At 63.5% G+C, this 24,047-nt stretch carries 22 protein-coding genes; 12 read left to right on the top strand and 10 right to left on the bottom strand.

Annotated elements, in window-relative coordinates:
- Positions 1-55: 55 nt before the first annotated feature.
- From A0W34_RS00735 to A0W34_RS00725, 3 genes are read right to left on the bottom strand one after another with little or no spacing between them, the layout of a single operon-like run.
- Complete coding sequence (locus tag A0W34_RS00735) at positions 56-3,253, bottom strand: carboxyl transferase domain-containing protein (protein WP_081557177.1); 3,198 nt, start codon at positions 3,251-3,253, stop codon at positions 56-58.
- Positions 3,250-4,947, bottom strand: coding sequence for an AMP-binding protein (locus A0W34_RS00730; RefSeq protein ID WP_081557176.1), 1,698 nt, complete (start codon positions 4,945-4,947; stop codon positions 3,250-3,252). The genes A0W34_RS00735 and A0W34_RS00730 overlap by 4 nt, the downstream gene beginning before the upstream one ends.
- Before the next feature lie 25 nt (positions 4,948-4,972).
- Entirely contained in the window at positions 4,973-5,608 is a 636-nt protein-coding gene (locus tag A0W34_RS00725; protein WP_054828442.1) for a TetR/AcrR family transcriptional regulator, read from the bottom strand.
- A 150-nt stretch (positions 5,609-5,758) separates the two neighbouring features.
- On the opposite strand from A0W34_RS00725, the gene A0W34_RS00720 reads away from it, so the two are divergent.
- Both A0W34_RS00720 and A0W34_RS00715 read left to right on the top strand, forming a co-directional pair.
- Complete coding sequence (locus A0W34_RS00720) at positions 5,759-7,135, top strand: M20/M25/M40 family metallo-hydrolase (RefSeq protein ID WP_080726737.1); 1,377 nt, start codon at positions 5,759-5,761, stop codon at positions 7,133-7,135.
- Positions 7,132-8,694 (top strand): YfcC family protein, encoded by a 1,563-nt coding sequence (locus A0W34_RS00715; protein ID WP_064688019.1) that lies wholly within the window; start codon positions 7,132-7,134, stop codon positions 8,692-8,694. The genes A0W34_RS00720 and A0W34_RS00715 overlap by 4 nt, the downstream gene beginning before the upstream one ends.
- Position 8,695: 1 nt before the next feature.
- On the opposite strand, the gene A0W34_RS00710 is transcribed toward A0W34_RS00715, so the two are convergent.
- Positions 8,696-9,283: a DinB family protein gene (locus A0W34_RS00710; RefSeq protein ID WP_003944177.1), complete on the bottom strand. Its 588-nt coding sequence runs from the start codon at positions 9,281-9,283 to the stop codon at positions 8,696-8,698.
- Positions 9,284-9,301: 18 nt separating this feature from the next.
- Between A0W34_RS00710 and A0W34_RS00705 the strand changes: the two genes are divergently transcribed.
- The 4 genes from A0W34_RS00705 (at position 9,302) to A0W34_RS00690 (ending at position 13,001) form a co-directional block, all read left to right on the top strand.
- Positions 9,302-10,549, top strand: a complete 1,248-nt coding sequence (locus A0W34_RS00705; RefSeq protein ID WP_042453265.1) for a hypothetical protein — start codon at positions 9,302-9,304, stop codon at positions 10,547-10,549.
- Between the two features lie 68 nt (positions 10,550-10,617).
- A complete protein-coding gene (locus A0W34_RS00700; protein ID WP_050657053.1) occupies positions 10,618-12,264 on the top strand; it encodes an MFS transporter in 1,647 nt (548 codons plus the stop codon).
- 3 nt (positions 12,265-12,267) lie between these two features.
- Positions 12,268-12,720, top strand: coding sequence for a DUF6325 family protein (locus A0W34_RS00695; RefSeq protein WP_007735911.1), 453 nt, complete (start codon positions 12,268-12,270; stop codon positions 12,718-12,720).
- The gene (locus A0W34_RS00690; RefSeq protein WP_007735909.1) at positions 12,717-13,001 is read left to right on the top strand and encodes an SHOCT domain-containing protein; all 285 of its coding nucleotides are present in this window, start codon (positions 12,717-12,719) and stop codon (positions 12,999-13,001) included. The genes A0W34_RS00695 and A0W34_RS00690 overlap by 4 nt, the downstream gene beginning before the upstream one ends.
- 1 nt (position 13,002) lies before the next feature.
- Here A0W34_RS00690 and A0W34_RS00685 read toward each other — a convergent pair whose 3' ends face one another.
- The 5 genes from A0W34_RS00685 to A0W34_RS00665 all read right to left on the bottom strand — a co-directional run bounded on the left by A0W34_RS00685 (position 13,003) and on the right by A0W34_RS00665 (position 17,862).
- The gene (locus A0W34_RS00685; RefSeq protein ID WP_081557175.1) at positions 13,003-13,686 is read right to left on the bottom strand and encodes a SagB family peptide dehydrogenase; all 684 of its coding nucleotides are present in this window, start codon (positions 13,684-13,686) and stop codon (positions 13,003-13,005) included.
- The gene (locus A0W34_RS00680; RefSeq protein WP_081557174.1) at positions 13,683-14,663 is read right to left on the bottom strand and encodes an ABC transporter substrate-binding protein; all 981 of its coding nucleotides are present in this window, start codon (positions 14,661-14,663) and stop codon (positions 13,683-13,685) included. Before A0W34_RS00680 ends, A0W34_RS00685 begins: the two co-directional genes overlap by 4 nt.
- Positions 14,660-15,454, bottom strand: a complete 795-nt coding sequence (locus A0W34_RS00675) for an ABC transporter ATP-binding protein (protein WP_064688022.1) — start codon at positions 15,452-15,454, stop codon at positions 14,660-14,662. Before A0W34_RS00675 ends, A0W34_RS00680 begins: the two co-directional genes overlap by 4 nt.
- Positions 15,451-16,518: a FecCD family ABC transporter permease gene (locus A0W34_RS00670; protein WP_047272720.1), complete on the bottom strand. Its 1,068-nt coding sequence runs from the start codon at positions 16,516-16,518 to the stop codon at positions 15,451-15,453. The genes A0W34_RS00675 and A0W34_RS00670 overlap by 4 nt, the downstream gene beginning before the upstream one ends.
- Positions 16,519-16,602: 84 nt before the next feature.
- Positions 16,603-17,862 carry an MFS transporter gene (locus tag A0W34_RS00665; RefSeq protein WP_054827487.1) on the bottom strand — a complete coding sequence of 420 codons (1,260 nt, stop codon included), beginning with the start codon at positions 17,860-17,862 and terminating at the stop codon, positions 16,603-16,605.
- A gap of 92 nt (positions 17,863-17,954) precedes the next feature.
- Here A0W34_RS00665 and A0W34_RS00660 point away from each other — a divergent pair, with 92 nt between their 5' ends.
- From A0W34_RS00660 to A0W34_RS00640, 6 genes are all read left to right on the top strand, one after another.
- Positions 17,955-18,143 (top strand): streptamidine-related RiPP repeat protein, encoded by a 189-nt coding sequence (locus A0W34_RS00660; RefSeq protein ID WP_003943543.1) that lies wholly within the window; start codon positions 17,955-17,957, stop codon positions 18,141-18,143.
- A gap of 94 nt (positions 18,144-18,237) precedes the next feature.
- Positions 18,238-19,050, top strand: coding sequence for a hypothetical protein (locus tag A0W34_RS00655; RefSeq protein ID WP_081557173.1), 813 nt, complete (start codon positions 18,238-18,240; stop codon positions 19,048-19,050).
- Entirely contained in the window at positions 19,047-20,477 is a 1,431-nt protein-coding gene (locus tag A0W34_RS00650; RefSeq protein ID WP_081557172.1) for a CocE/NonD family hydrolase, read from the top strand. Before A0W34_RS00655 ends, A0W34_RS00650 begins: the two co-directional genes overlap by 4 nt.
- Positions 20,470-21,237, top strand: a complete 768-nt coding sequence (locus tag A0W34_RS33345) for a YcaO-like family protein (RefSeq protein WP_232329963.1) — start codon at positions 20,470-20,472, stop codon at positions 21,235-21,237. The genes A0W34_RS00650 and A0W34_RS33345 overlap by 8 nt, the downstream gene beginning before the upstream one ends.
- Complete coding sequence (locus A0W34_RS33340) at positions 21,128-21,811, top strand: YcaO-like family protein (protein ID WP_232330068.1); 684 nt, start codon at positions 21,128-21,130, stop codon at positions 21,809-21,811. Before A0W34_RS33345 ends, A0W34_RS33340 begins: the two co-directional genes overlap by 110 nt.
- On the top strand, positions 21,808-23,100 hold the full coding sequence (locus tag A0W34_RS00640; RefSeq protein ID WP_081557171.1) for a YcaO-like family protein: 1,293 nt from the start codon (positions 21,808-21,810) through the stop codon (positions 23,098-23,100). Before A0W34_RS33340 ends, A0W34_RS00640 begins: the two co-directional genes overlap by 4 nt.
- On the opposite strand, the gene A0W34_RS00635 is transcribed toward A0W34_RS00640, so the two are convergent.
- Positions 23,047-24,018, bottom strand: a complete 972-nt coding sequence (locus A0W34_RS00635; RefSeq protein WP_042453287.1) for a hypothetical protein — start codon at positions 24,016-24,018, stop codon at positions 23,047-23,049. The genes A0W34_RS00640 and A0W34_RS00635 overlap by 54 nt on opposite strands.
- Positions 24,019-24,047: the final 29 nt, after the last annotated feature.

Below are 24,047 nucleotides of genomic sequence, written 5' to 3'. Positions count from 1 at the left end.
TGGGCAAGGCTAGTTGCCCCGCCCACGTGCGGCAACAGCTCGAATCAGCAGGATCTCAACTGTTTCTGCAGAGTTGTCTGATCCATCCGCGGGTATCGGCCGGATCGATGACGTCGTCCAGTTCGAACGTGGTCGCCGCCATCAGCGCCTTGCCCTGTGCGTAGGCCAGTTCCACGAACTGACCGAACAGCGTTTCCCGAGCCACCGGATCTTCGACGGACTCGAGTTCCTTGCGGAAACCGAGACGCACAGCACCTTCCAGACCCATCGGCCCGATCTCGCCCGTCGGCCACGCGACCGTGAACTCGGGGGCGTGGAAGGAACCACCGGCCATTGCCATGGCGCCCAACCCGTAACCCTTGCGCAGGATGATCGTTCCGAACGGCACGGTGAGGCGAGCACCGGCAACGAAGAACCTGCCGAACCTTCGAACCGTCGCCTCCTCCTCCGAATCCGGGCCCACCATGAATCCCGGTGTGTCGCACAGCGTCACCAGAGGGATGCGGTGCGCTTCGAGCAGTTCCAGGAAATCCGAAGCCTTGTCCGAGGCTTCCGCGTCGATCGCGCCGCCGAGATGCTCGCTGCTGTTCGCCAGCACACCGTACGGAACTCCTTCGACACGAACGAGTGCGGTTACTACACCGCGTCCGTAGTCTCGACGCAGTTCCAGGACGCTGTCGACGTCCGCGATTGCGTCGATCGCTCCACGAACGTCGTACGAGCGCAGGCGATTCTCCGGCACCACATGCCGCGAGAGCCGCGGATCCGGAGCGGTCCACTCTCCGCTCGCACCCTGGAAGTAGCCGAGGTACTGCTTGGCCAGCGCCACCGCATGAGCGTCGTCGTCAGCGACCAGGTGTACGACGCCGTTGCGGCGCTGCACGTCGATGGGGCCGATGTCCTCGGGGCGAAAGTTTCCGAGCCCGCCGCCCTCGACCATGGCAGGACCACCCATCCCGATGTTGGCGTCCGGTGTCGCGATCAGGACGTCGCACGCGCCGGCCAGGGCCGCGTTGCCTGCGAAACAGCGCCCGGACACGACGGCGACCATGGGCACCCGCCCGCTCAGCGCCGCCATGGCGCGGAAGGTTCCCAGCTCGAGGCCCGCCCCGGCGCCGGCGTCGGTGTCACCGGGGCGACCGCCGCCACCTTCCGCGAACAGCACCACCGGAACTCGCTTGCGATCGGCGATCTCGAGCAGGCGGTCGGTCTTGGCGTGATTGCGCATGCCCTGGGTACCGGCGAGCACCGAGTAGTCGTACGAGATCACGACGCTCTCGCCGCCGCTGATGGTCGCCACTCCGCCGATCAACCCGTCGGCAGGAGTGTTGGCGATCAGGTCTTCCTCGCTTCGCCGACTCCGCTGCGCCGCCAGCGCGAGAGCGCCGTACTCGACCAGGCTGTCGTCGTCGACCAGGTCGTAGACGTTCTCGCGAGCAGTCCGGCGTCCCAGCTTGTGACGCTTCGCCACGGCTGCGGGCCGGGCCGGGTCCAGGGTCACCTCGTGGCGAGCGATGATCTCCGCGAGATCGGGACGCACGTCGTCGAGGTCCACCTCGTCGACCTCGGCGAGCTTCGATCCCGCGCTTGCACTACGGACGACGAGCAACGGTTCGCCCGCACCCACCGACCTCCCCGGTGACGACAGGACCCGGACCACTTCGAGATCACCGGGCGCCGAGAGAACATGCTGCATCTTCATCGCCTCGAGGACGGCAACCTGGCCACCCGCATGGACGCCGTCACCGACTGCCGCGAGTTCGACGACGATGCCCGCCATCTGTGCACGGACCACATCCTCGTCCGGTGCCACGTCCACAGACGAGGAGGGCGTTTGTGGGCCAACGTCGGGGACGAGGTCCGCCAATCGAGAACCCAACCAGTCGACGTCGACCAGGCCGTCGCGGAAGTCCTTGTCCGACAGTATTGCCTGCAGGAACTCGATGTTGGTCGCTACGCCGCCGATGGCGAACTCACTCAAAGCGGCAATCGACTTGCGCACCGCGGCAGGGAAATCCGATCGACGCGTGTGGGTGATCACCTTTGCCAAGAGCGAATCGTAACGCGCACTCGGCGAGAGTCCGACCGTACCGAAGGTGTCCACTCGCACGCCGGGCCCGCCCGGAGGAGTGAAGTTGTCGAGCGTGCCCGACGAGGGCAACGCATTGCCGTCCGGCGTCATGGTTTCCATGTTGACGCGGGTCTGGATCGCGATTCCCGAAGCGTTTGCCACGGATCCGACTGTCTCCGAGCCCTTCTCGACAGCGATGATCCCTGTTGGCAAGTCCAAGTTCTCGAACGGAACTCCGTCCGCGATCGCGAGCTGCACGGAGACGAGGTCGACTCCGGTGACCTCCTCGGTCACCGTGTGCTCCACCTGAATTCGGGGATTGACCTCGAGGAAGACGAAGCCGCGTTCCTCGACGAGGAACTCGACCGTCGCGATGCCGCGGTAGCCGACCTCGGCGCACAGCCTCGCCGCCGCAGCGTGAAGACGATCGCGCAGGGCCCCCGACAGCCCCTGCGCGGGCGCAACCTCGATCAACTTCTGATGGCGACGTTGGACGCTGCAATCGCGGTCACCCAGAGCGAGCGCGTGGGTTCCACCTTGCCCCGGTGCCGCCACGATCTGCACTTCGATGTGCCGAGCGTGCTCACTGAGTACCTCGGCGAACAGTGCCGAACTGCCGAATCCCGACTGGGCTTCGGCCGCACACACACGGTACGCGTCGTCGAGTGCTTTCGGGTCACGCACCGCGCGCATGCCGCGGCCACCGCCGCCGCTGAGCGCCTTGATCATGATCCCGCGGGAATTGCGCTCGAAGAATTCACGCACCTCGTCGAGGTCGGCGTTCGCCGATGTCGACGGCAGGACCGGCACTCCTGAGTCGACAGCCGCGGTGCGGGCACTGGCCTTGTCGCCGAAAGTCCGGAGAACCTGGGCGTCCGGGCCGACGAAGACGATGCCCGCCTCGGTACACGCCTGCGCGAATTCGGCGTTCTCACTGAGGAACCCGTAACCTGGGTGCACGTGCGTGGCGCCTGTTTCGGCCGCGATCTTCAGCAAAGCCCCCTGATCGAGATACGCGGATGCGCCCGACGCTCCGAGCGGCACCGACTCCGTGGCCGCCGCGACGTGCGGACTGGACGCGTCGTCCTCGGCGTACACCGACACCGTCTCGATCCCGAGTTCACGGGCAGTTCGAATGATCCGCAGCGCAATTTCGCCGCGGTTCGCAATCAGCAGTCTCACTTGTCCCCCTGAGTGCGCTCGAACAGATCGCCCTTGCGCACCTTTCCTGTCGCTGTCATCGGAAGCGCCTCGAGCACTTCCACTTCGGGCACCTTGTACGTGGCCATGTTCTCCTTCGCCCACGAGACGATCTCGTCGGCCACAGTGTCGGAACCCTCGACCAGTTGGACAAACGCAAAAGCCACCTGCCCCTTGTCCGGGTCCGGTTTCGGCACCACCGCAGCCTTTTCGATCGCCGGGTGCAGCATGAGCAGCGCTTCCACCTCGGAGGGAAAGACACTCATGCCGTTGGTCTTGATCATTTCCTTGTTCCGCGCCAAATAGTGCAAACCGCCACGCTCACTGAACTTTCCGACGTCACCGGTCTGCAGCCAGCCGTCACGGATGGCGTCGGCGGTGGCCCCCTCGTTGCGGTAGTACGCGGAAAGGATGGATGGGCTGCGCACGATGATCTGCCCGTGCTCGCCGACGGGAACCGGCCTGCCGTCGTGATCGACGATCAGAACGTCGGTGCCGGGCACCGGAATTCCGCAGAACACCGGCTCGCTTTTCAGGTCGTAGTCGCCGTCCTGGAAGCCGAGGGTGATCGTGTCCGCGGTGTGGGTTTCGGTCATGCCGTAGCTCGCTTCGCGCAGAACGCCGCCGGTAGCCTCGCGCCACCGCTGGCGCGTGGCCGGATCGAGTTTGAGAACGAACGAAACTGCCATGACGTTCTGGAGTGTCGAGAGATTTCGCTCCGCGAATCCTGGCGTGTCCATCAGTTCGACGTAATTGTCGACAGTTCCGACCAGCGAGGTCACGCCGTAAGCCTCGACAGCGTCGAGCGTGGTCTCCGCATCCCAACGATTCAGCAGGACCACGGTTCCGCCGTTGACGAGCGGAACCAGGATGCCGAAGTCCTCACCTGCGATCCAGAAGATCGGCAGAAACACCAGGGACACCGGCGGATTGGCACCCACCTGGTCACCGCCCGCAAGCGTCGCGGTGGCCGCGGTGTAAACCATGTGGCGCTGAGTGTGCTCACAGCCCTTGGGCATTCCCGTCGTTCCGCCCGTGTAGTTCAGGGCGGCGAGGGAATCGAGTTCGGTGGCGACAGGAGTCGCCCGCTCACTGGTGATGATCGACTGCCAGTCGCTCAGGCGCGGATCGTCGACCTCGAAGGGCAGTTCGACGGTCGGGATCGCCGTCAGCATGTCCGACACTGCAGTCTTCGCGACGTGTTCGAGTGGAGTCTGTGAGCGAACCTTCTTCACCAACTTCGAGAAGGTGTTCTGCGTCAGTAGGACCTTGACGCCGGCATCGTTGAGTTCGTGAATCAATTCATGTTCACGGAAGAGTGGATTGATCGGCACGTGAACCGCACCGACCTTGAGAATGCCGAGCATCGCGATATGGAACTGAGGGCAATTGACCAGGTGAACGCCGACGCGATCGCCGCGTTCGACTCCGAGTGACAGCAGCCATCCGGCAAAACGATCCGAAAGCTCGTCGTATTCGGAATACGTGATGACCCGGCCGTAGAAGACGATGGCAGGAGTATCCGGCCGCTCGATCGCCCAATGCCGCAAGTAATCGACAAGTCCCCCACCTTCGAGCGGATACTCGACGGCGCGGGGAATGCCGGCGGGCCAATGCGCGTGTTGCAGCGCAGAGATCTCCGCCAGAGCCGCTTCGAGCACGTCTTGTTCTGCCACCGATCACTCCATTCGTAAAAGAAATCTATTTCGACTCTTCGAACCCGATCAACCGCTCGGACATCGTCGTCATATCTGCAATGAACTGGTTCTGCTCTTCGACACTCGCCTTACTCAGTCGTGCTCCACCGGCCATCTGTGCGTCCGAGATCATCTGAACGAGCACCGGGGGCGAAACACAGGGATCTACGTCGTGAACCCGTCGAATCCGTTCGACAAACCGGACGTAGCGGCTCACGAGCTTTTCGCGAACCGCCGACCAACTGCGCTCGACCTCGGAATCCACCCGCGCCCGATGCTCGATCACCGCGAGCAGGTCACCGTAGGTGTACACGGCCGTGATGAACGCCGACGTGGTCGTTCGGAGAACTTCGCGTAGATCCTCGGCCGCCGGGCCCTCCATGTGCTGAGCGTCGAGGAAGCGTCGGCACATCATTTCGGCGACGGCGCGGAAGACCTCGTCCTTCGACGAGAAGTACGCGTAGAAGGTCGCCCGGGACACATCAGCCCTGGTCGTGATCGTCTCGACCGTCACGGCGTCGTATCCGAGTTCGCCGAAGCAGAGGGCAGCGGTGTCGAGCAGTCCGGCACGGCGTGGACCGTCGCCGAGTTTGCGGGCTGTCCGCGCTCGCTCCTGCGTTTCACTGGTGGTCACCGTCACAGTGTGTGTTGACGTTGACGTCAATGTCAAGAATCGCGAGCCCGGCGCCCCACTTCGGCTTTTTGTTCGGGTCACCCTTTCACACCCCGCATATCGGGTGTAAGACTCTGCCTCTAATGTTTTTCGCCTTTCCCAGAAGGAGTCAATTCCGTGCCGGAAGAATCCGCCTCGCCCTCCTATTCCACAATCAAGGAAACAGTTGCAGCTTTGATGCCGGCACTGGAGTCGGAACTCGTCGAACTTGTTCGTATTCCGTCGATAGCAACAGAAGGTTTCCCCAGCGAGCCCCTGTTCGAGGCTCACGACCTGATCGTTTCTCTATTGGAGAAGTCCGGAGTCACGAAGATAGAGAAACTCGAAATAACAGGTAAAACTGCGCCGGTCATCATTGCAACAGTTCCCGGTCCAGAGGGAGCCCCGACCGTATTGATGTATTCGCATTACGACGTCGTTCCCGCCGACGACGTCGAACTCTGGGATTCACCGCCTTTCGAACCGAGCAAGCGTGACGGCGCGATTTACGGCCGCGGTACGGCAGATTCGAAGGCAAACGTCATCGGCATGATCGGCGCGCTTCGCGTCTTCGACGGAAAGCCGCCAGTGACGGTCAAGCTCGTCATCGAAGGCCAGGAAGAATTCGGCAGCCCCTTCGACAACTATCCGCCGGAAGCCCCCGAATTGTTTGCGGCCGACGCAATGGTCATCGCCGACGTCGGGAGCGTTCGACCCGGATCACCGACCCTGACCGTCGCACTGCGCGGATCGGCCCAGGTGATCGTCGAACTCACCACTCTCGGAGCCGACAAGCACAACGGCCTCTACGGCGGCGCCGCACCGGACGCCCGCCTCGCGCTCATCCGCGCACTGGCGTCGCTGCACGACGACAACGGTGACGTGGCGGTCGACGGCCTCATGCGCGAACCGTGGACCGGCAGTTCATACACCGAGGACGAGTTCCGCACCCTCGCCGAGATCCGTGACGGGCTTCCGCTGCTCGGAACCGGCGGCATCGGCGAACGCATCTGGTCGGGCCCGGCCATCACCGTGACGGGAATCGACGCTCCCCCTGTGGACGGTGCGGTCAACGCCGTCGCAAGCACGGCCCGCGCCGTGATCAATCTGCGCGTACACCCGCGCCAACCTGCCACCGAGGCGCAGGCTGCTCTGGTCCGGCACCTGGAAGCCCTGCGCCCCTTCGGTTTGCAACTGACCGTCACCGCGGGAGAAACCGGCGACGGGTTTGCGGCAGCCGAAGGTGGACCGGCCTTCGACGCGGCATTGTCTGCACTATCGCAGTCGTGGGGTGAGCCGGCCGGGCTGATGGCAGGCGGCGGCTCGATCCCCCTCGTGATGGCCTTGGATACAGCAGTGCCCACCGCCGAGAAGCTGTTGTTCGGCGCCACCGACGGTTACGCGAACATCCACGGCCCCAACGAACGCGTCCTGCTCGACGAGCTCGAGAAGGCCGTCGTCGCCAAAGCACTGTTCTTCCAGGAGTACGCCGACACCTTCGAGGGGAAGAAATGAGCACCGAAACCGACACGGGGTCCGCACCTACTCCGGCCAAGAAGAAATTCGAGTTCCCCGGCGCGGTCACGATGCTCGCGATCGTCACCGTCCTGGTATGGATTGCGGCACTGTTCATTCCGGCCGGACGCTTCGGCGTCGACGTGGACGGCTCACCCGTTCCCGGCAGCTTCGAAACCGTCACGTCTCCGCTGTCGTTCTGGGAACGAATCCAGCAACTGATCCTCTCCCCCGTCAACGGCCTCTACGGCGTACAGGATTCGATCACCGGGTTCGTCGACACCGACAACATCGGACGGCTCTTCGGTTCCGTCGGCGTAGTCCTCTTCATCATGGCGCTCGGTGCGTTCATCTCGGTCAGCTTTGCCACCCGCAGTCTCGAAACCGCTGTCTCCCAGCTGGCTACCAAGCTCAGCGACAAGGGCTGGTTGCTCATCACCGTCATCATGGTGCTGTTCTCACTGCTCGGTTCGACAATGGGCTTCTCGGTCGAGACGTTCGGCTTCTACGCCCTGCTCATACCGCTGATGACGGCACTGGGCTACGACCGCATGGTCGCGGCCACCATGATCATCCTCGGCGCTCTGGTCGGAAACATGGCGTCGACCGTCAATCCGTTCTCGATCGGCGTCGCCTCCGGTGAGGCAGGCGTCTCCATCGGTGACGGCATCGTGCTGCGCGTGATCCTGTGGATCATATTGACCGCTGTGGCAGTGGTATTCGTTCTCCGCTACGCCGCAAAGGTGAAGAAGGATCCGTCCAAGTCGCTTGTCGGTTTCGACATCGCGGACGACGAAGACGAAGAGCCGGCCGAGCCGGTGGACATCGACGGCAAGCTCACCGGAACTCAGAAGCTGGTACTGCTCATCACCGGACTCACCTTCGGACTGATGATCTTCTCCGTCATCCCGTGGTCGAGCATCTTCGGCGCCACCACCGGTCCGGCCGAGTACGACGCGTACCACGTCACGGCAACCGAGCCCTACTGGTTCGAGTTGAACTGGTGGTTCCCGCAATTGGCGATGCTGTTCATCCTCGCCGCCGTTCTCGTCGGCATAGTCGCGAAGATGGGTGAGAAGAAGATCGTCTCCCTGATCACGCGTGGAGCCGGCGACATGGTCGGACCGGCGATCGTCATCCTGCTCGCTCGCGGCGTCTCGGTGATCATGACCAACACCGAAACCCTCGACACCATCCTCAACGCGATGGAGCAATTGGTCAGCGGCGCTTCGGCGGGGGTCTTCGCGATCCTGGTGATGCTCGTCAACATCCCGCTGGCGTTCCTGATCCCGTCCAGTTCCGGTCACGCCACCCTGGCGATGCCGCTGCTCGCACCGCTGGGCGACTTTGCCGGAGTCAGCCGAGCACTCGTCATCACCGCCTTCCAGATGGGCCACGGCCTGATGCTGATGGTTGCCCCGACCAACGTCGTCGTTGTCGGCGGGTTGGCCATGGCGAAGGTCGGCTACGACAAGTTCCTGCGCTTCGTCTGGCCACTGCTACTGATCAACTTCGTGATCGTTGTCGTGGTGATCGGCGCAGCAGCGGTATTCGAGTAGTTCAGGCGTGGTGGGCCTCGCGTGCCGCCGTCTCCAGACGGTCGGTGTACTCGGCCCACCACGCCTCATCGCCGGGAGCCAGATTGTTGTCGCCCGCCTTCATCCCAGCGGCGCCGTCGATCAGCTCCCGCACGATGTCCGCGTGGCCGGCGTGCCGATGGATCTCGGTGACAACGTGAACGAGTATCCGGTGCAGTGTGACGTCGCGACGATCCTCCGGCCAGTGCTTCACGAAGCCGGGGGCGTCCAGATCGTGCTCCTCGATCGTGGCGTCGGCGAAAGCCCAGGTGCGGCGATAGGTTTCGACGATGTCGGCAGTGGACTCGTCGGCGCGGGCCCACATGTCGACGTTGAGTTCCTCCGAACGCAACCACGCGGGGAGATCGGGAACCCGACGGCCGAACGTAGGACCGAAATACCCGAGCTCGACGCCGATCATGTGTTTGACCAGACCCAACAAGTTGGTCCCTGTCCGGGTCATCGGGCGCCGAATGTCATACTCCGACAGCCCGTCGAGCTTCCAGACGAGCGCATCACGTGCTGCCTGCAGGTACCGCTGGAGATCTTCCTTTTCCGAGTTGGTGGTCATGAAACCAACCTAAACCGAGTGGAGCAGACATTGACAGCGGTCGAGGATCTGACCGAGGTTGCCTCCCGGGCCGTCGCCGCCGAGCGTGACGCCCGGTCGGTGCGCTGGCACAACCCGGCAGCCGTCCGCAAGGCTGCCGCGGCCGTCCGTGATTCGCTCGACGACGAACGATCAGCGCTGAGCCGACCGTCGTACAGCGGGTTGTCACCGTCGCCGCACATGGCGCGTCAACTCGAACTGATCACGACGTTGCAGCCGCCACTGCCCGCCGACGCCGGCATCGGCACCGCCGCGCAGGCCGAGGCCGACGCCGTCGCCGCGGTGACCACCGCACGGATAGCCTTGCGCGCCGCCCACCTTGCGGTTCTCGAAGCACGCGTCGCCGCGCTCGATGCCGGTGACACCGATACCGTCGCCGCCGCGATCCGCGGTTACGTCCCGCTGAACTCGGGCAACCCCGTCGTCCGGCACGTGCAGGATCTCGGCTCCCGGATCCGTGAGGAAGCACGGCACGTGGTGAGTGGTAAGCCTCGGTCGATCGCATTTCGGCTGGGGCTGAGCCTCGGAATGGGCTTGGCGTACCTGGCATTCATTCGCCTCTTCCAGTGGGACGCCAAGGAAGATCGACTGCCTTATCTTGCGCTGTACGCACTCTCGGGTGTGGTCGGAAGCGTCGTGTGCACCAATGCGCTCAGCTTCGACGCCGGCCGCGTGCGCGCTGCGTTGTCCGGTGGAACGAGGCTCTGGCACGTGCTCGTCGCGAAAAACGCGGTGATGCTGCTCCTCGTCGGCAGCGCCGGGTTCCTGCTCAGCGCCGTCCTCGCGTGGCGCTCCGGAAGCAGTGCCGACCTGGTGAAGGCGTGCGGCCAGGTGCTGACCATGATCCTGCTCTGGTTGGGGGTCGCGAACGTGATGTCGGTGAGCTTGCCGCTGCGGGCAGAACCGATGACGGCGCGGCGCCACGACGGCACGTGGAAGCAGTTCCTGCTGTCCTTCGTCATCTCGTACGGTGTCGGACTGATCGTCAATCTGATGCTCTACTGGCGCGTCTGGGCAAAGACGACGCTGCTCGAGCAGATGGGCGGTCCGTGGATTCCGGTCCTGCTGCTCCTCGCGAGCGCGGCCGCGACGTGGCTGTTGCTGACCGTGCTGGCGGTACTGCTGGCCGAGCAACCGCGCTTCCGGCGCGCCTTGCACCGGGAGATGGTGGTCTACCGCGAAGAAACCAACCACTTGCAGGCGACCATTCAGCACAATTCCGGCTAATGTAGCCGTGCGTGGCTGATCCGGGCACGTCGCGAGTACACGCAGTGTCGAGGAAGGCGTGACCCATCATGTCCGTAAAGCCTGGCGCGGCCGCCACAACGGCCGCCGTGAGCACCGCCTCCTGGCTACCACTCATCGTGGTGGTCCTCACCCAGATTCAGGCGTCGTTCGCCGTCAACGCCCTGACCGTCTCGATGGCCGGCATCACCACCGATCTCGACACGCCCGCAACAAGTGTCGGCACCGCGATCACCGCGGGCACCTTCGCCATGGCTGCCTTCATTCTGTTGGGGGCCAAGATCGGCGCCCGTTACGGAACGCGTCTGGTCTTCCAGATTGCCGTCGCGATTCACGGCCTCGCAATGGCCGCGGTCGCCCTGAGTCAGAGCCCGGCAATGCTGTTCGTGGCCCAAGCTGCATCCGGCGCCGTGATCGCCCTCATCGCTCCTGCGTTGACGGTCTTCATCGCCACGAACTTCAGTGGCGATCAGCAGGCAAAGGCCATCGGTTACCTGGCAGCAGCAATCCCGGCGGCCGGTGTGCTGGCGCTGCTCATCGCCGGTTCCTTCGCGACGACGATCGGGTGGCGATACTCGTTCGCCCTCGTCGTGGCTCTCGCGGTGGTCAACCTGATCCTGAGCTTCCGGGTCAAACCTGTTCCCCCGCAGAAGGACATCACCATCGACTGGGCCGGCGCCGCCATTGCTGCCGTTGCCGTCATCCTGCTCAGCTTCGGTTTCAGCGGCCTGAACTCGTGGGGCGTCATCCTGGCCACCGACGCTGCGCCGTTCTCGGTCATCGGTGTTTCACCCGCGGCCATCCTGATCGTCCTCGGCACCATCTGCGCGCAGGGATTCTTCCAGTGGACGCGAAGCCGCAAGGCGCAAAACAAGCCTCAGCTCTTCAACCTCGACGTCCTCAAGACCGGCGCCGAGCGCGCCACCACGATTTGCATGGCGACGATGATGTTCGTGGGAACCGCGGCCAACTTCCTCATTCCGCTGTACATGCAGATCATCCAGGGCCGCAGCAGCTTGCAGACGTCGTTCTCGATCATCCCGTACACACTTTCGATCTTCATCGCGAGCACCGTCGTCGCGCGTCTGTACAAGACGTACTCCCCGCGTCTGATCGCACGAGCCGGGTTCGTCGTCGTTGCCGCTGGACTCATCTTGTTGGCCTTCACCATTCGTGGCGACTGGCATCAGATCTTTGTCGTCATCGGACTGATCACCCTCGGCCTCGGGCAGGGCGCCATCGTTGCGCTGGTGTTCAACACCCTCCTCACCGCAGCTCCCAAGGAACTGGCCGGCGACGTCGGTGCCTGGCGGGGACTGGTACACAACATGTCCGGCAGCGTCGGCATCGCGGTGGCCAGCGTCTTCGCCGTCGGAATCCTCGGTTCCCTCGTCAGCTCGCAGCTGATCGACAACCCCACCATCCCGGCATCACTCAAGGTCGAGTCCGGGATCAATCTCGACCAGGTCAACTTCGTCCCCAACGATCAACTCGTCGTGACGCTCGAAAACACCTCGGCGACACAAGCACAGATCGACGAAGCCATCCGGATCAACACCGAAGCGCGCTTGCGCGCCCTGCGAACCTCGCTACTCGTCCTCGCCGGACTCTCCCTGCTCGCCATCATTCCGGCCGGCCGCATGCCCGACGAAGTACCTGCTCTGGAAGAACCGCAACCCACGAAGGGCAAGAAGTAACCGATGTCCAACCAAGACCAATTCGGTCCGATCGAATACGTTGCCGTCGAGTTTCCCGGCGGTGCACCGACCTCCGCAGGATTCGAGCAGCTGCTCACTCTCGTCGACTCCGGCGTGATCCGCATCCTCGACCTCGAGTTCGTCACCAAAGCCGCCGATGGATCAGTGGCCGTCGTACCGGCATCGACCTTCGAACTCGCAGATTTCGATCTGGCGCAGTTCGACGGCGCAGCCTCCGGACTGCTCGACGCCGGCGACATCGCCGCCGTTGGTGACGAGTTGGCCACCGGTAGTGTTGCCGCCGTGCTCGTTTACGAGGAACTGGCCATACTGCCGGTGATCGACGCGTGGACACGCAGCGGCGCAAAGATTGTCACCGAAGGTCACCTGAGCTTGGACGAACTTGCCACCGCACTCGACAACACCGCACCAGGCAATACGGAGAAGGACGCATGAGTTTCTTGAGGCGAGCCGGCCGGGTAGCCGTCGCAAGCTCCATTCACGGCAATGTTCAGCGCCGTCAGCGGACCCGTTGGGCCGCCGAAGATCAGGCTCGCGCAGCGCAGGCCCAGCCGGTGCCGCCGATTCCCGATCTACCACCCCTGCCACCGCAGGCAGCTCCGGCAGCATCGATGGACTTGAAGCTCGAACAGCTCACCAAGCTGGGCGAACTCAAGAATGCGGGAGTATTGACCGAGGCCGAGTTCGAGACCCAGAAGGCACGTATTCTCGCCTGACCTAGCTGCGCCTCCCGAGTGCAAAAGCCATGACGGGAAGCTGCGTCGTCGCGAGATTCAACAGAGATGCCACTCGCGCATCCGTGAATCCTGCGATGGCGCAGCCCGCAAGTCCCATCGCCTCGGTCACGAGGTACAGATTCTGAACCAGCACACCGGCATCCACGTGCATCGTGCGGTAGTGCCGCATCGCGTACTTCTCGAGCGGAGCTTCGACGTCGGCGACCACAAACAGAAGAACCGGGAACACGTCGACGAACTCGGGTTGGAGAAGGCTCGCTCGAAGGTGCTCTCGCACGTCGCGTGGCCGGACAGCTTCGGCACGGCCTCGGGCATATCGGTATACCCCGGCTCCGAGCTCGTCTCCGGGTCGGCTGAGAACAAACGACAGCGTCAGTTCGCGCATCCCGCCCGCCGTCGGGCTGCTGACAACACTGTGGTGCAACACGTTTGACAGCTCGCCTGCTCGGAGTGCCGTCTGTGCGGGGTCGTAGCGGCTCCGCCGTGCCTGCAAGACGTCCGCGAACCCGCAGGCCGGCAGTGGCGTCGCGGCCGGCAGTTCCACGGATTCACACGTCACCGGCGGCAGTGCATGCTCGTCGAACGGTAGCTCCGACGGACTCACCGTCCGGTCCAACACTGCATGCAGCGATACGACGGCCTCGATTCGCTCGAGTGCGGTCACGAACCCGGGTGCAGCAGGCGAGACACCTCGCCGGCCCCGTCGATCGAGACCAACTCGCCGGCGAACCACGCCTCCGGAACGGCAAAGATCGCATTCGACGCCGCGGCGGGGGTTCCGGCAAATGCCGTCCGCGCAGCATCCAGGGTGGATTCCCGAGCCGACTCGGTGGAGTAGACGACGAGGACAGCCTTCGGCGACTTCGCGAGCACCGATTCCGTGGCTACCTGGCCGAAGTACTTTCCGTCGGGAAGGTCGTTCTCGAAAAGATTGCTTCCCCCGGCGGCCTCGAGCACACTGCTGTAGAGGCCCCTGGCCAGAGCATAGGACTGTCCCTCCGAAACCTGAACCATCACAGTGGGAACCGGCTCCTGCCCGGCGACAGATGCCTCGGTTGCTGCGAGGGACTTCTTGCCGTCGGTCAGGAGGGTTGCTGCCGCGTCACTTGTTCCGGTCAAGGCGCCGAGACCGTCGAGGTCGGACCAGACGTCGTCGATCCGCCCTTCGGTGACGGCCTTGTGGCAGTAGCCGCTGTTCACGAAGATCGGGATGCCGAGGTCACGCAATTCGTCCATGGTCTGCAATCGGTCACCGTCGAACCAGTATTCCCCGTCGGAGACGATCAGATCCGGACGGGCGTCGAGCAATGCTTCTTTCGCGGGAACTCCGGTGCTCAGTACCGGCACGGCCGCGAACTGATCAGCGAGTTCGGGGCTGGGAGGAGAGAGGTCGGTATTCGATTGTCCGACAATGCGGTCGGCGGCGCCGAGCTGAATGAGAAGTTCCGTCATCGACGGATACAGCGAGACAATCCGCTCCGCCGTCTTGGGCACCGTGACCTCGCGATCACAATTGGTGACGGTGATCTTCTCGGACGCCGACGCCGCCGAATCCGCCATGGAGTTTCCGCATGCGGTCAGTACTGCAGTGGCGGTAACGGCCGAGCACATCAGCGCGGCAGTACGTATCGAGGATTTCAAGACACTGCTTCTTTCGTGTGTAGGAGCGGAGGTGCGAACGAGAGCAGGGGGCGCCCGGTCAACGGATGAGTGCCGAGATGCACCTGAACCCCGAATACTTCGGACAGCAGGTCCTCGGTGAGGACCTCGGCCGTTGGTCCTGTCGCGACAACTACCCCGCCGGAGAGCAGACAGACGTAGTCGCAATACGCTGCGGCCAAAGCGAGTTCATGGATCGCGACAATCGTCGTGGTACCGAGTTCGGCGACCAATTCCATCAATTCGAGTTGAGCACGGATGTCGAGGTGGTTGGTGGGCTCGTCCAGGACCAGCACCGACGGTTGTTGAGCGATCGCCCGGGCCAACATCACACGCTGTTTTTCTCCGCCGGACAGTTCGGCGAAGAGACGTGATCCAAAGCCCTGCATGCCGGTTCGCACCAGTGCGGCGCTGACGATGTCTCGGTCGATCTCGCCGAGTCGAGAGAACGCGCTGTGATGCGGCGTCCGACCCGTTGCAACCACCTCGCGGACACTGAACGAGAAATCGGATGAATGCTCCTGCCCCACAACACCGATGATGCATGCCGCCGATCGAGGCGAGAGATCGTCCCAAACATTCACCTCGTCCACCTTCACGATTCCGCTTCGAGGCTTCATCGAGCGATACAACGCGCGCAGGAGGGAGGACTTTCCACTGCCGTTCGGTCCGACGAGTCCGACCACGCTTCCCTCGGGCGCTTCGAGGTCTACACCCGAAACCACGAGGCGTCCGCCCCGAACGACGTGAATTCCGCTGGCCGACAATCTCATGACTGCGCACCGCCGTCCCGTCGAAGCAACCAGAGGAAGAACGGTGCACCCAATCCGGCGGTGATGATCCCGAGTGGTAATTCGTTGGGCGCATCCAACATCCGAGCCGCAAGATCGACGATCACCAGGAAGGTGGCACCAACCAACGCGGTCGCGGGGAGCAGCTTGCCGTGATCGGAACCGACCAGAAGTCGTACGGCGTGCGGCACGAGCAGCCCCACGAAACCGATTCCCCCGGCGACGGATACGACAACCGCGGTCAGCAACGACGCGATCACCAGTAGTAGCAACCTGGTACGGCGCACGTCCACGCCGACCGATTGCGCGCTCTCGTCTCCCATGGCCAACGCGTTGAGTTGGCGCGATTGTGTCAACAGAATTGCCGCACAGACGGTGATCACCGCGGCGGGCACACCGAGATCCGACCAACTGGCCCCGCTCACCGAGCCCAGCAACCAGAAGAGCACTCCCGAAAGCTGACTCGGATCGGCGCGCAACTGCACAAAACTTGTTGCAGCCGAGAGCAGATAGCCGATGGCAACTCCGGCCAGGACCATGCGCAGCGGGACGAGCATTCCCTCTCGCCGACCCAGTACGAGAACCGCGATCAGGGAGATCATGGCCCCCAGGAAGGCTGCCACCGGGACACCGATCGACAGGCCGGTGCCGATGCCGGTCGTCATGATCAGTACTGCACCGAAGGATGCTCCGGAACCCACGCCCAGAATGTACGGATCGGCAATCGGGTTGCGCACCAACGCTTGCAGCACGGCGCCGGCCAACGACAATCCGGCGCCCGCCAATGCCGCAATCAGAATGCGCGGTACCCGCAATCCCCACACGATCCGATCGAGCAGCGGGTCGACCGGCGGACCGCCGACGTGTGCGTACAACACCGCGAACACGTCGGCAAAGGACACCGACGCGGCACCCGACCACACCGCGACGGTGGAGACCGCGACAAGCACAACCGCCGTGGCCAACAGAAACGGGACGTACCCGCGCTCACCGACGGGATGTGGACACGACGGCACTCGTGGTGCTGCCTCGCTGGTCAGCGTCATCGCACTCCTGAGTCGGTGGGGTTCGCAGTCATGAACAGGTGGATCTAACCATAACGACAGTCGTTTTCATTAATAGTCACATGCTCATTTGTGCGGATAAGGGTCGGTCCGCAGCGCGCTCGCCCACGCGAAGAGCGCCCCGACCAGCGCAAAGATGCACGCAACGAGGTAGGCGGTGCCGATGTCCCAGCGTCCTGCGATTGCCCCGGCAATCAAGGCGCCGACCGGCGAACCACCCCAGGCGACCATCCTCGCCGTGGTGTTCACGCGCCCCTGCAGACGATCTGGAGTCAGGCGCTGACGTGCACCGATGCCATTGAGGATGGTGACGGTCGCACAGCCGGAGTAGACGACGAGCGCCGTGATCGCGGCGCCGGTATTGCCGGTTGTCGCAACGACGAACAGCACCACCGGGCCGATGGTCAGCGCCCCGACCGTGATCGCCCCGACCGGCCACTGCGCCGGTAGGCGTGGGAGCAAGACTGCCCCGACCACTCCACCCACGGAGACGGCCGTCCACACGGCGCCGATCATCGGACTCGACGTCGAAATCCCAAGCCTCTCGGATGCGTACACCACCAGGAGCGCCGTAACCGCACCCTGCGTCAGCGAATTGACGAAGCCGACGCCGGTCAAGGCCCGCAGAAGCGGCGACTGCCAGAGGAAGTTGAGGCCTTCGCGTATGTCACGCGCAATTCCGGTTCCCGACTTCTTCGGCGCCGCAGGAGTCATCGAAAACGAGGCTCCTATCGAGGCCATGGCCAGCCCGGCCAGTACGTAAGCCAGTGCATCAGCACCCAATGCGTAGGCCGGGCCGATCGAGGCCACAAGCACGCCGGCTATCGCCGGAAAGACAACATCGATCAGCGTGCTGGACGTCCACAGCGCGCTGTTGGCCGCCGGTATCCTCTGCCGACCGACCAGAGCAGGCAGCGCTCCGAAAGCAGCGGCGTCGAACCACACGAAACACGTTCCAATGCACATCGATACGCCGACGGCATGCCACGCCGTCAATACGCCGAGTGCCTGCGCTGCCGGAATACTCGCCAAAGCAAGTGCAGCTAGGGCCTGCGCACACAGGATGACCGTCCGCCGGTTGACTCGGTCTGCCACGGCGCCGGCGAACAAGCCGAACACGAGATACGGCAGAACCGTCCCCGCAGCCGCGAGCGAGGTGAGAAACGGAGACCGGCTGATGTCGAACACCAGGATCGGCATGGCCACTCCGGTGACCGCCGCACCGGCTACGGCAATCGTACGAGCCGTGAAGAACAATCGAAACGATCTGTCCCGAAAGACATGTGGTTGCGCTTCGACGGATCCCGTCGTCGGGGTCTCGCTCATGTATGCACTCTCTTGTACCTGTTGCTCTCCGTCGCGATCTTTCGTACGGTGGCATCGTAATGGAAATGGTTTCCATTACGGAAGGGATGACAATGAGCAACATTTCGTTCGACAGCGTCTCCAACTCGGCTCCGGCCAATGCACTCCAGGGCGTCGGCACCAACGCTCTCGTCGACAACCCGTTCACCTTCGAGCCGGTTGCCGAGGCAACGTCCGCACACGCTCTGCAGGGTGTGGGCACCAACGCCCTCGTCGACAACCCGTTCAGCTTCCAGAGCTGAAACCTCCCCTGATCCAGACTGTTTCGACAGTCTGATCTGCCGATGACCCCGCCCGCATCCGACTCGTCGGGTGCGGGCACCGACAAGGAGATCCGTGTACGCCCTCGCCGACGGACACCAGCTGTATCCGACCACGGATGGTGCTTGGCATTACCTGACACCGGACGAGAACGCGGTCACGATCGGCGCGCCGGCCGAAGACCTCGCGGAACTCGACAACTTTCTCAGGCGCTCTGGTTCGGTGCTCGGCCCGGGAGCTATCGAGATCGCCGACGCCCTCGTCTCTCGCGGCGTGCTGGTTGTTCCGGGTCAAGCGCCGGAGATTCCGGGTCCACAGCGTGTGCTGATGGACGGGATCGGACCTGTTGCCGATGCTTGCATCGCCCTGCTCTCCAAGGCTCTTCCGCATCTCGAGGTCGTATCCACCACTGCGCCAATCGAAGACGACGTTGCGTCGTCGGACCTCGTACTGTCGGTTGCCGGGGCTCCTCCTCACGACGAGTGGTCGGAACTCGATACCTGGTGCCGCCGAAACCAAACACCGTGGCAAACCGTCCACGCGGAGCTGGGTGAGATCTGCATCGGACCCTTCTTCGACGGTATCGGCAGCGCAAGCTACCGGGACGTCTGCGGTCGACGGCTTGCCGCGTCGCGCGTCCCGAATCATCTGCAGGCACTGTGGAATCACCTCGCCGGCAGCGAACCTCGCCCGCTCGAACTTGAACCCACCGCAGCCGCAATGGCCAGTGCGCTTGCATGTTCGGACGTCGTGGCTGGTGTACATGGCGCACCGCCATCACACCTTCACCACCAGATCCGGATGAATCCGCGAACCCTCATGATGACTCGCCATCCCGTGCTACCACTGCCCGGCGGCGTTCTCGAACCCGCGCCGACGCTCCGGTGATCTCACTCGGAATGAAGATCCCGGCGGCAGACGGTTCTTCGTTGGCTACGGATGTGCTTCTCCCACCGGATTCTTCACCGCGGGGACTGATCGTGATCCGCACCCCGTACGGGCGTGGATGGCATCTGGCGGAGGGGCTCGAATGGCGATCACGAGGAATTGCCTTCATCTGTCAGGACGTACGTGGACGGCACGATTCCACCGGATCTTGGGTACCGTACGTCCACGAGCGCGAGGACAGCGCCGCCCTTGCCGAGTGGCTGCAGGATCAGCCGTGGACACCGGAGTGCGTCATCGCAAGCGGGGCTTCGTATGCGGCCGGAACCGCCTGGGCATTTGCTGCCGAGACCAACAGCGCCGATCGGTCATTTCGTGTAGACGGCGTCGTCTCCAAGGTGCCGACCATCGGAAGCGACCGCGTCAAACGTGATCCCTCGGGGATACTTCTCCTCGCCGAGCATCTGGCGTGGTGGGGCGAGCACGGAGATTCGTCTTCCTCTCGTGAGGGTTTCATCCCTGAACTGATGCGTTCGGATTCGTCTTTGCTGGAACATCTCCCGGTGCAGTCGATGATCGAGGAGGTCGGCCTGACCTCCGATTCACCGGGCTGGTTGACGCCGATCCTTCGCGCTCGTAAACGCGAAGACTTCGGTGGCGATGATCTGGTGTCCGCGGACGAACTCTCCGAACTCGACATCGCCGGGCTGCACATCGGCGGTTGGGACGATGCGATGATTCGGGAGACACTGCGGCACTTCACGTCCGTGGGGCGCGGGCCGCAGAGTTTGATCGTGGGCCCCTGGGCGCACGACCTCCGCCCTGGAATGGTCGGCGAGACAAGTTTCGGCCGCCTTCAGGTCGAGTGGATGGAATCGGTATTCGCTGCGCGGCCCCTGACCATCAATCGGGTATTCGACCGGGGTGTCGGCGAATGGTCGACCGAACCGTATGTCACGGGTGCGAATCGCGTTCATCTCGAACCAGATCGCAAGGATGCGGCCTACAGCTTCCTGTATGACGCCTCACGGGACCGAAACAACTGTGTTGTCTTGACTTTCGATATCAAGCACGACTCCGCACTCTCCGGAACACCATCGGTGGAGCTGAAAGTGCACTCGCCCGAGGGCGAAGCCGATTGGATCGCCGAACTGAGCGTCGTCGATCCCGCTGGAGTCACCAGATCGATCGCACGTGGCGCGGGTGTCAGCCTGCAGCCGACGATGGTGACAATCGATCTGGATCCCGTGTTGCACACAGTGCGCGCGGGTGATGTCTTGTCGCTGCGGATCGCCGGATCGGACTTCCCCCGCCTCGCACGCAATCTCGGAGACGGTGATCGCTATCGAGGAACACGCAGTACCGCACTGCACCAATCATTTTCCGGGTCGTTGACCCTGCCGATACTCGGAGGAACTGACGGTGGATGACTTGCTGGTCGACGCCCGGAGCGGCGTGCTGACCTCACTGGAACCACACATTCGCTCGGACATGCCGACGGGCTGGGTCGGTTGGGCCGCGAGGGTGGCCGACACCAGAAACTTCGGCGGCAGCGGTTCACTGTTTCGCGCGGACCCTTACGGATTCGGGGCTTCGATACGCAACGATGCAGCGGCCCGCGGGGCGGCAACCGGTGAGGCCGTCGAAAGATATTGCGGCAACGTGGTCCCCGAAGATCTGGTCCGCAGCAGTGCATCAGCGCTGGAACTGGCCGGCTCACGGGTCGTCGATCCGGCGAAATTTGCGTTGTACAGCGAGGATCAGTACCGCCTTCCCGGATTCCCCTTTGTTCCCTTCACCTCTGATCTGAACATTCGCTGGGCATTGGGTCACACCATGGACGAAAAGGTGCCCACCTACGTGCCTGCGGCCCTGACTTATCTCGGGTACTACACAGGCACCCGTCGCTGCGAGCCACCGATCGCGTCGTTGCAGTACGCCGGAATCGCAGCGGGACGCTCACGCGACGAGGCCGAGATGTCAGCTCTGCTGGAACTTCTCGAACGCGATGCCACCGCGCTGTGGTGGTGCGGGGACCGGTCACAGCCGGCGATCGAGCTTTCCGACTGGGAGCGGTTGCCTGCGCACCGCCAACTCGGGGATCTGGAGAGCCAGACCCGGAGCGTTCGAGTGCTGCTGCTTCCCTCCCCGCTTCGGCATTCCCGTCGCCGCAGCGTGGATCCGCGATGACCGACGTGGACTGGTCGCGCTGGGCACAGCTTGTCGACCGACGGTGGAGGCGGCAGTCTCGAAGGCGCTTGTCGAGGCGTATGCCGTACTTGCCATCACGATCGACCTCGCCGACCCCGACGGGCCGACCTGGCGCAGCGTGGCGGACGGAACGCTGCCGGCGCACCTGTACAAACCCTTTCGGGCCGACCGTCGTTACCGGGACGAGTTCGATCCGCAATGGAAAGACATCGTCGATCTGCCGACCGTCGCCCAACTCTATCTCGATCCCGTGATGGCCCTGGCCGCAGAGGAACATCTCTTCGACTACACCGAAACACTCTCGGTATCAGAGATTCCCGACGAAGCGCCGTTGGATCTGGCTTCTCTCGTAGCGCTTCTGATGTCACGGGGACACCAGCCGATTTCCGTCGATCTCACCACCGGCGACATCTCGATTGCCGGGTTGCACGTCGTCCGCATCCTGACTCCGGGCCTGTACAACAACGCCCCAGCAGCTTTTCCCCTTCTTGGAGGTAGCAGATTGACCAGCGCATCGACCACCCATCTGCATCTGCCGGTCCCCCTCGCATGACATCTTCGCTCGTCGACCGCCGAACTGGGATCATTCGAGAGTTGGTCGACGCCGTTGTTCCCCAGCACTTTCCGCCCGAGTTCAAGCTGATTCACTCGTATGTCAGTGATTCAGCACGCTTTTCACCCTGGTCCAGTGACTCGGCCGGCGCCGGATATTGCTTCGATCTGGGTGACCGTGCGCGGCCTACCGCAGCTGCGATAGGCGAAGCGGTGGAACGGTATTGCGGCAACATCGTCGCCAAACCGATCGTCCGCGAGTCCGCCGAAGCGTTGATCGGAGCAAGCATCGACCTGTCACAACTCGCGCGTTTCGACACTGCCCAGTACGCGCGGCCACAGTTCCCGTTCGTCGAACCAACCGACGATCTGGAGATGGACTGGACTCGCGGAGCCGACCTGATCACGGGTTCGGATATCTGGGTACCGGCCGAACTCGTCTGGGGTTCGTATCCTCATTTCGTCGCCCGGACGGGTCCGGCGATCTCTCCGGTGGCTCAGGCGGGTCTCGCCGCCGGACCCTCGGTGAAGTTCGCAATCGACAATGCCTTGCGCGAGATAGTCGAACGAGACGCGATGACGTTGTCCTGGAACGGAAGACGCGGCGTTCGGATCGTCACCGGCATTCCCGAGGTGCTTCGGCGACTGGGGAATCACGGCACCCTCTCGACCAGGTGGTTGTCATTCGACAGCGATTTCGGGATCCCGGTGCTCGGCGCCCTCGTCCACGACGGACTCACCGGATACTCGACCATCGGTACCGCCTGCCACGAAGAAGCGCAGACGGCTGCGTTCAAGTCACTCGGCGAAGCGCTTCAGCTGCAGCTGCTTTCCGCCGACTACGACAACCCGGAGAGCGGCATCGGTCGAGCCGCGGCCTCCCCGACCAGTCCGCTTGCGCCTTGGCGAGCTGACCGAAGCTATGCAGGCGCCTACCGATCGGATTTTGCCGACGTGATGGACTACGGATGCCACCTGCAACTTCACCTGGCCCCGGAGATCCAAGCACGATTCGAGAGTGAGCTGGTCGGTGCCGTCGTCGGCGAGGTGGGACTCGACTCTCTGACATCAGCCGCCGGCACCGAAAGCGCTCTGACGGCAGCCGGTTTCCGGCCGGCATGGGTCGATCTCACCACAACTGATGTTCTCCACGCCGGCCTGCACGTCGTCCGCGTCGTCGTACTCGGTTGTCTCACCAATGCGGCCGCCGGATTGCCGTTTCTCGGCTCGCCCCGACTAGTGGACAGTCTTGCCGGACGATCGGCTCGCACCATCCCATTGCCGCACTGACAGTTCGGGAACCGCCGCTTGCAACGACTCGGTGGTTTCCACCGCGTGGAACCACGTCGGCTTCGAGATCGCGGCATCCCGAATCACCTGCACGGCGCGCGCGGCGATAGCTGCCGTCGCGACCGACTGGCTACGCCCCGAAACCCACAGCGCCGGGCCGGTATCCGCTCGGGCCATCGCTACCCAACGATCCGAGCCCCACAGCTTCTTCGGCACGACCTTCTGTAGCGCGGGTGCCCACGTCATGGCCGCAAGTCCGAGCGTCGCGGTGGACGTGTCCAATCGCAGGTACGTCCTGACCGGAACACCGAGGTCTCGCGTCAACGCATGCTGGTCCGAAAAGTCGGCCCGCACAGCAGGACCGGTGCGGTAGCCGGTCGCATCGGCCGGTATTCGAAACGTCTTCATCCCGGTGTAGTTGCGAATCGATCGTCCGTCGGGATCAGGAAACCTCGTGCCCAACATCCCGTACGTCCACGCCGTTGCGGCCGGCCCGTGTAGTTCTCCACCGCCGAGGCCGATCAGGATGTCCACGGGTCCGTCGCCGAGTCGATGCGCCTCGGTTGCAAGGACACTGGTCAATCCCGGCGCCAACCCGACGCCCATCAGAACGGGTCCGTCGACCGCTTCCAATTCTTCGCAGTAGCTCGAGGTCGCCGTGATGTCGACGAATGCCGCCCCACCGCGTACCGCTTCGTCGGCCAGGCGAACATCCTCGAAACCCGACGCATTCACCACGACATCGAAGTCTCGAACCACAGTCGAATACGCGCCTGGTTCTTTAAGATCAACGACGACGTCCGCGCGGGCAGGGTCACGGCCGGCGGAGTACGCGGAGATTTCGGGGACCTTCGCGAGTTGTTTCATCAGGGGAATCCCGACGGCACCGTAGCCACCGAGTACAAGAACCTTCGTCATTACTTCGCCTCCCGAGTCGCTAGAGTTCG

Origin of the sequence: Rhodococcus sp. BH4, from assembly GCF_002079265.1 — a bacterium.
GTDB classification, from domain to species: Bacteria; Actinomycetota; Actinomycetes; order Mycobacteriales; family Mycobacteriaceae; genus Rhodococcus_F; species Rhodococcus_F qingshengii.
The sequence above is the reverse complement of the archived record's forward strand: the minus strand, read 5'-3'. Positions and strand labels throughout refer to the sequence as shown.

What these genes read in the sequence shown, in the direction of transcription:
- A0W34_RS00660 (WP_003943543.1), top strand. Translation starts at nt 17,955, where the DNA reads ATGAGCAACATTTCGTTCGACAGCGTCTCCAACTCGGCTCCGGCCAAT.
- A0W34_RS00715 (WP_064688019.1), top strand. Translation starts at nt 7,132, where the DNA reads ATGAGCACCGAAACCGACACGGGGTCCGCACCTACTCCGGCCAAGAAG.
- A0W34_RS00670 (WP_047272720.1), bottom strand. Translation starts at nt 16,518, where the DNA reads ATGACGCTGACCAGCGAGGCAGCACCACGAGTGCCGTCGTGTCCACAT.
- A0W34_RS00690 (WP_007735909.1), top strand. Translation starts at nt 12,717, where the DNA reads ATGAGTTTCTTGAGGCGAGCCGGCCGGGTAGCCGTCGCAAGCTCCATT.
- A0W34_RS00710 (WP_003944177.1), bottom strand. Translation starts at nt 9,283, where the DNA reads ATGACCACCAACTCGGAAAAGGAAGATCTCCAGCGGTACCTGCAGGCA.
- A0W34_RS00675 (WP_064688022.1), bottom strand. Translation starts at nt 15,454, where the DNA reads ATGAGATTGTCGGCCAGCGGAATTCACGTCGTTCGGGGCGGACGCCTC.
- A0W34_RS00700 (WP_050657053.1), top strand. Translation starts at nt 10,618, where the DNA reads ATGTCCGTAAAGCCTGGCGCGGCCGCCACAACGGCCGCCGTGAGCACC.
- A0W34_RS00640 (WP_081557171.1), top strand. Translation starts at nt 21,808, where the DNA reads ATGACATCTTCGCTCGTCGACCGCCGAACTGGGATCATTCGAGAGTTG.
- A0W34_RS00665 (WP_054827487.1), bottom strand. Translation starts at nt 17,862, where the DNA reads ATGAGCGAGACCCCGACGACGGGATCCGTCGAAGCGCAACCACATGTC.
- A0W34_RS00635 (WP_042453287.1), bottom strand. Translation starts at nt 24,018, where the DNA reads ATGACGAAGGTTCTTGTACTCGGTGGCTACGGTGCCGTCGGGATTCCC.
- A0W34_RS00695 (WP_007735911.1), top strand. Translation starts at nt 12,268, where the DNA reads ATGTCCAACCAAGACCAATTCGGTCCGATCGAATACGTTGCCGTCGAG.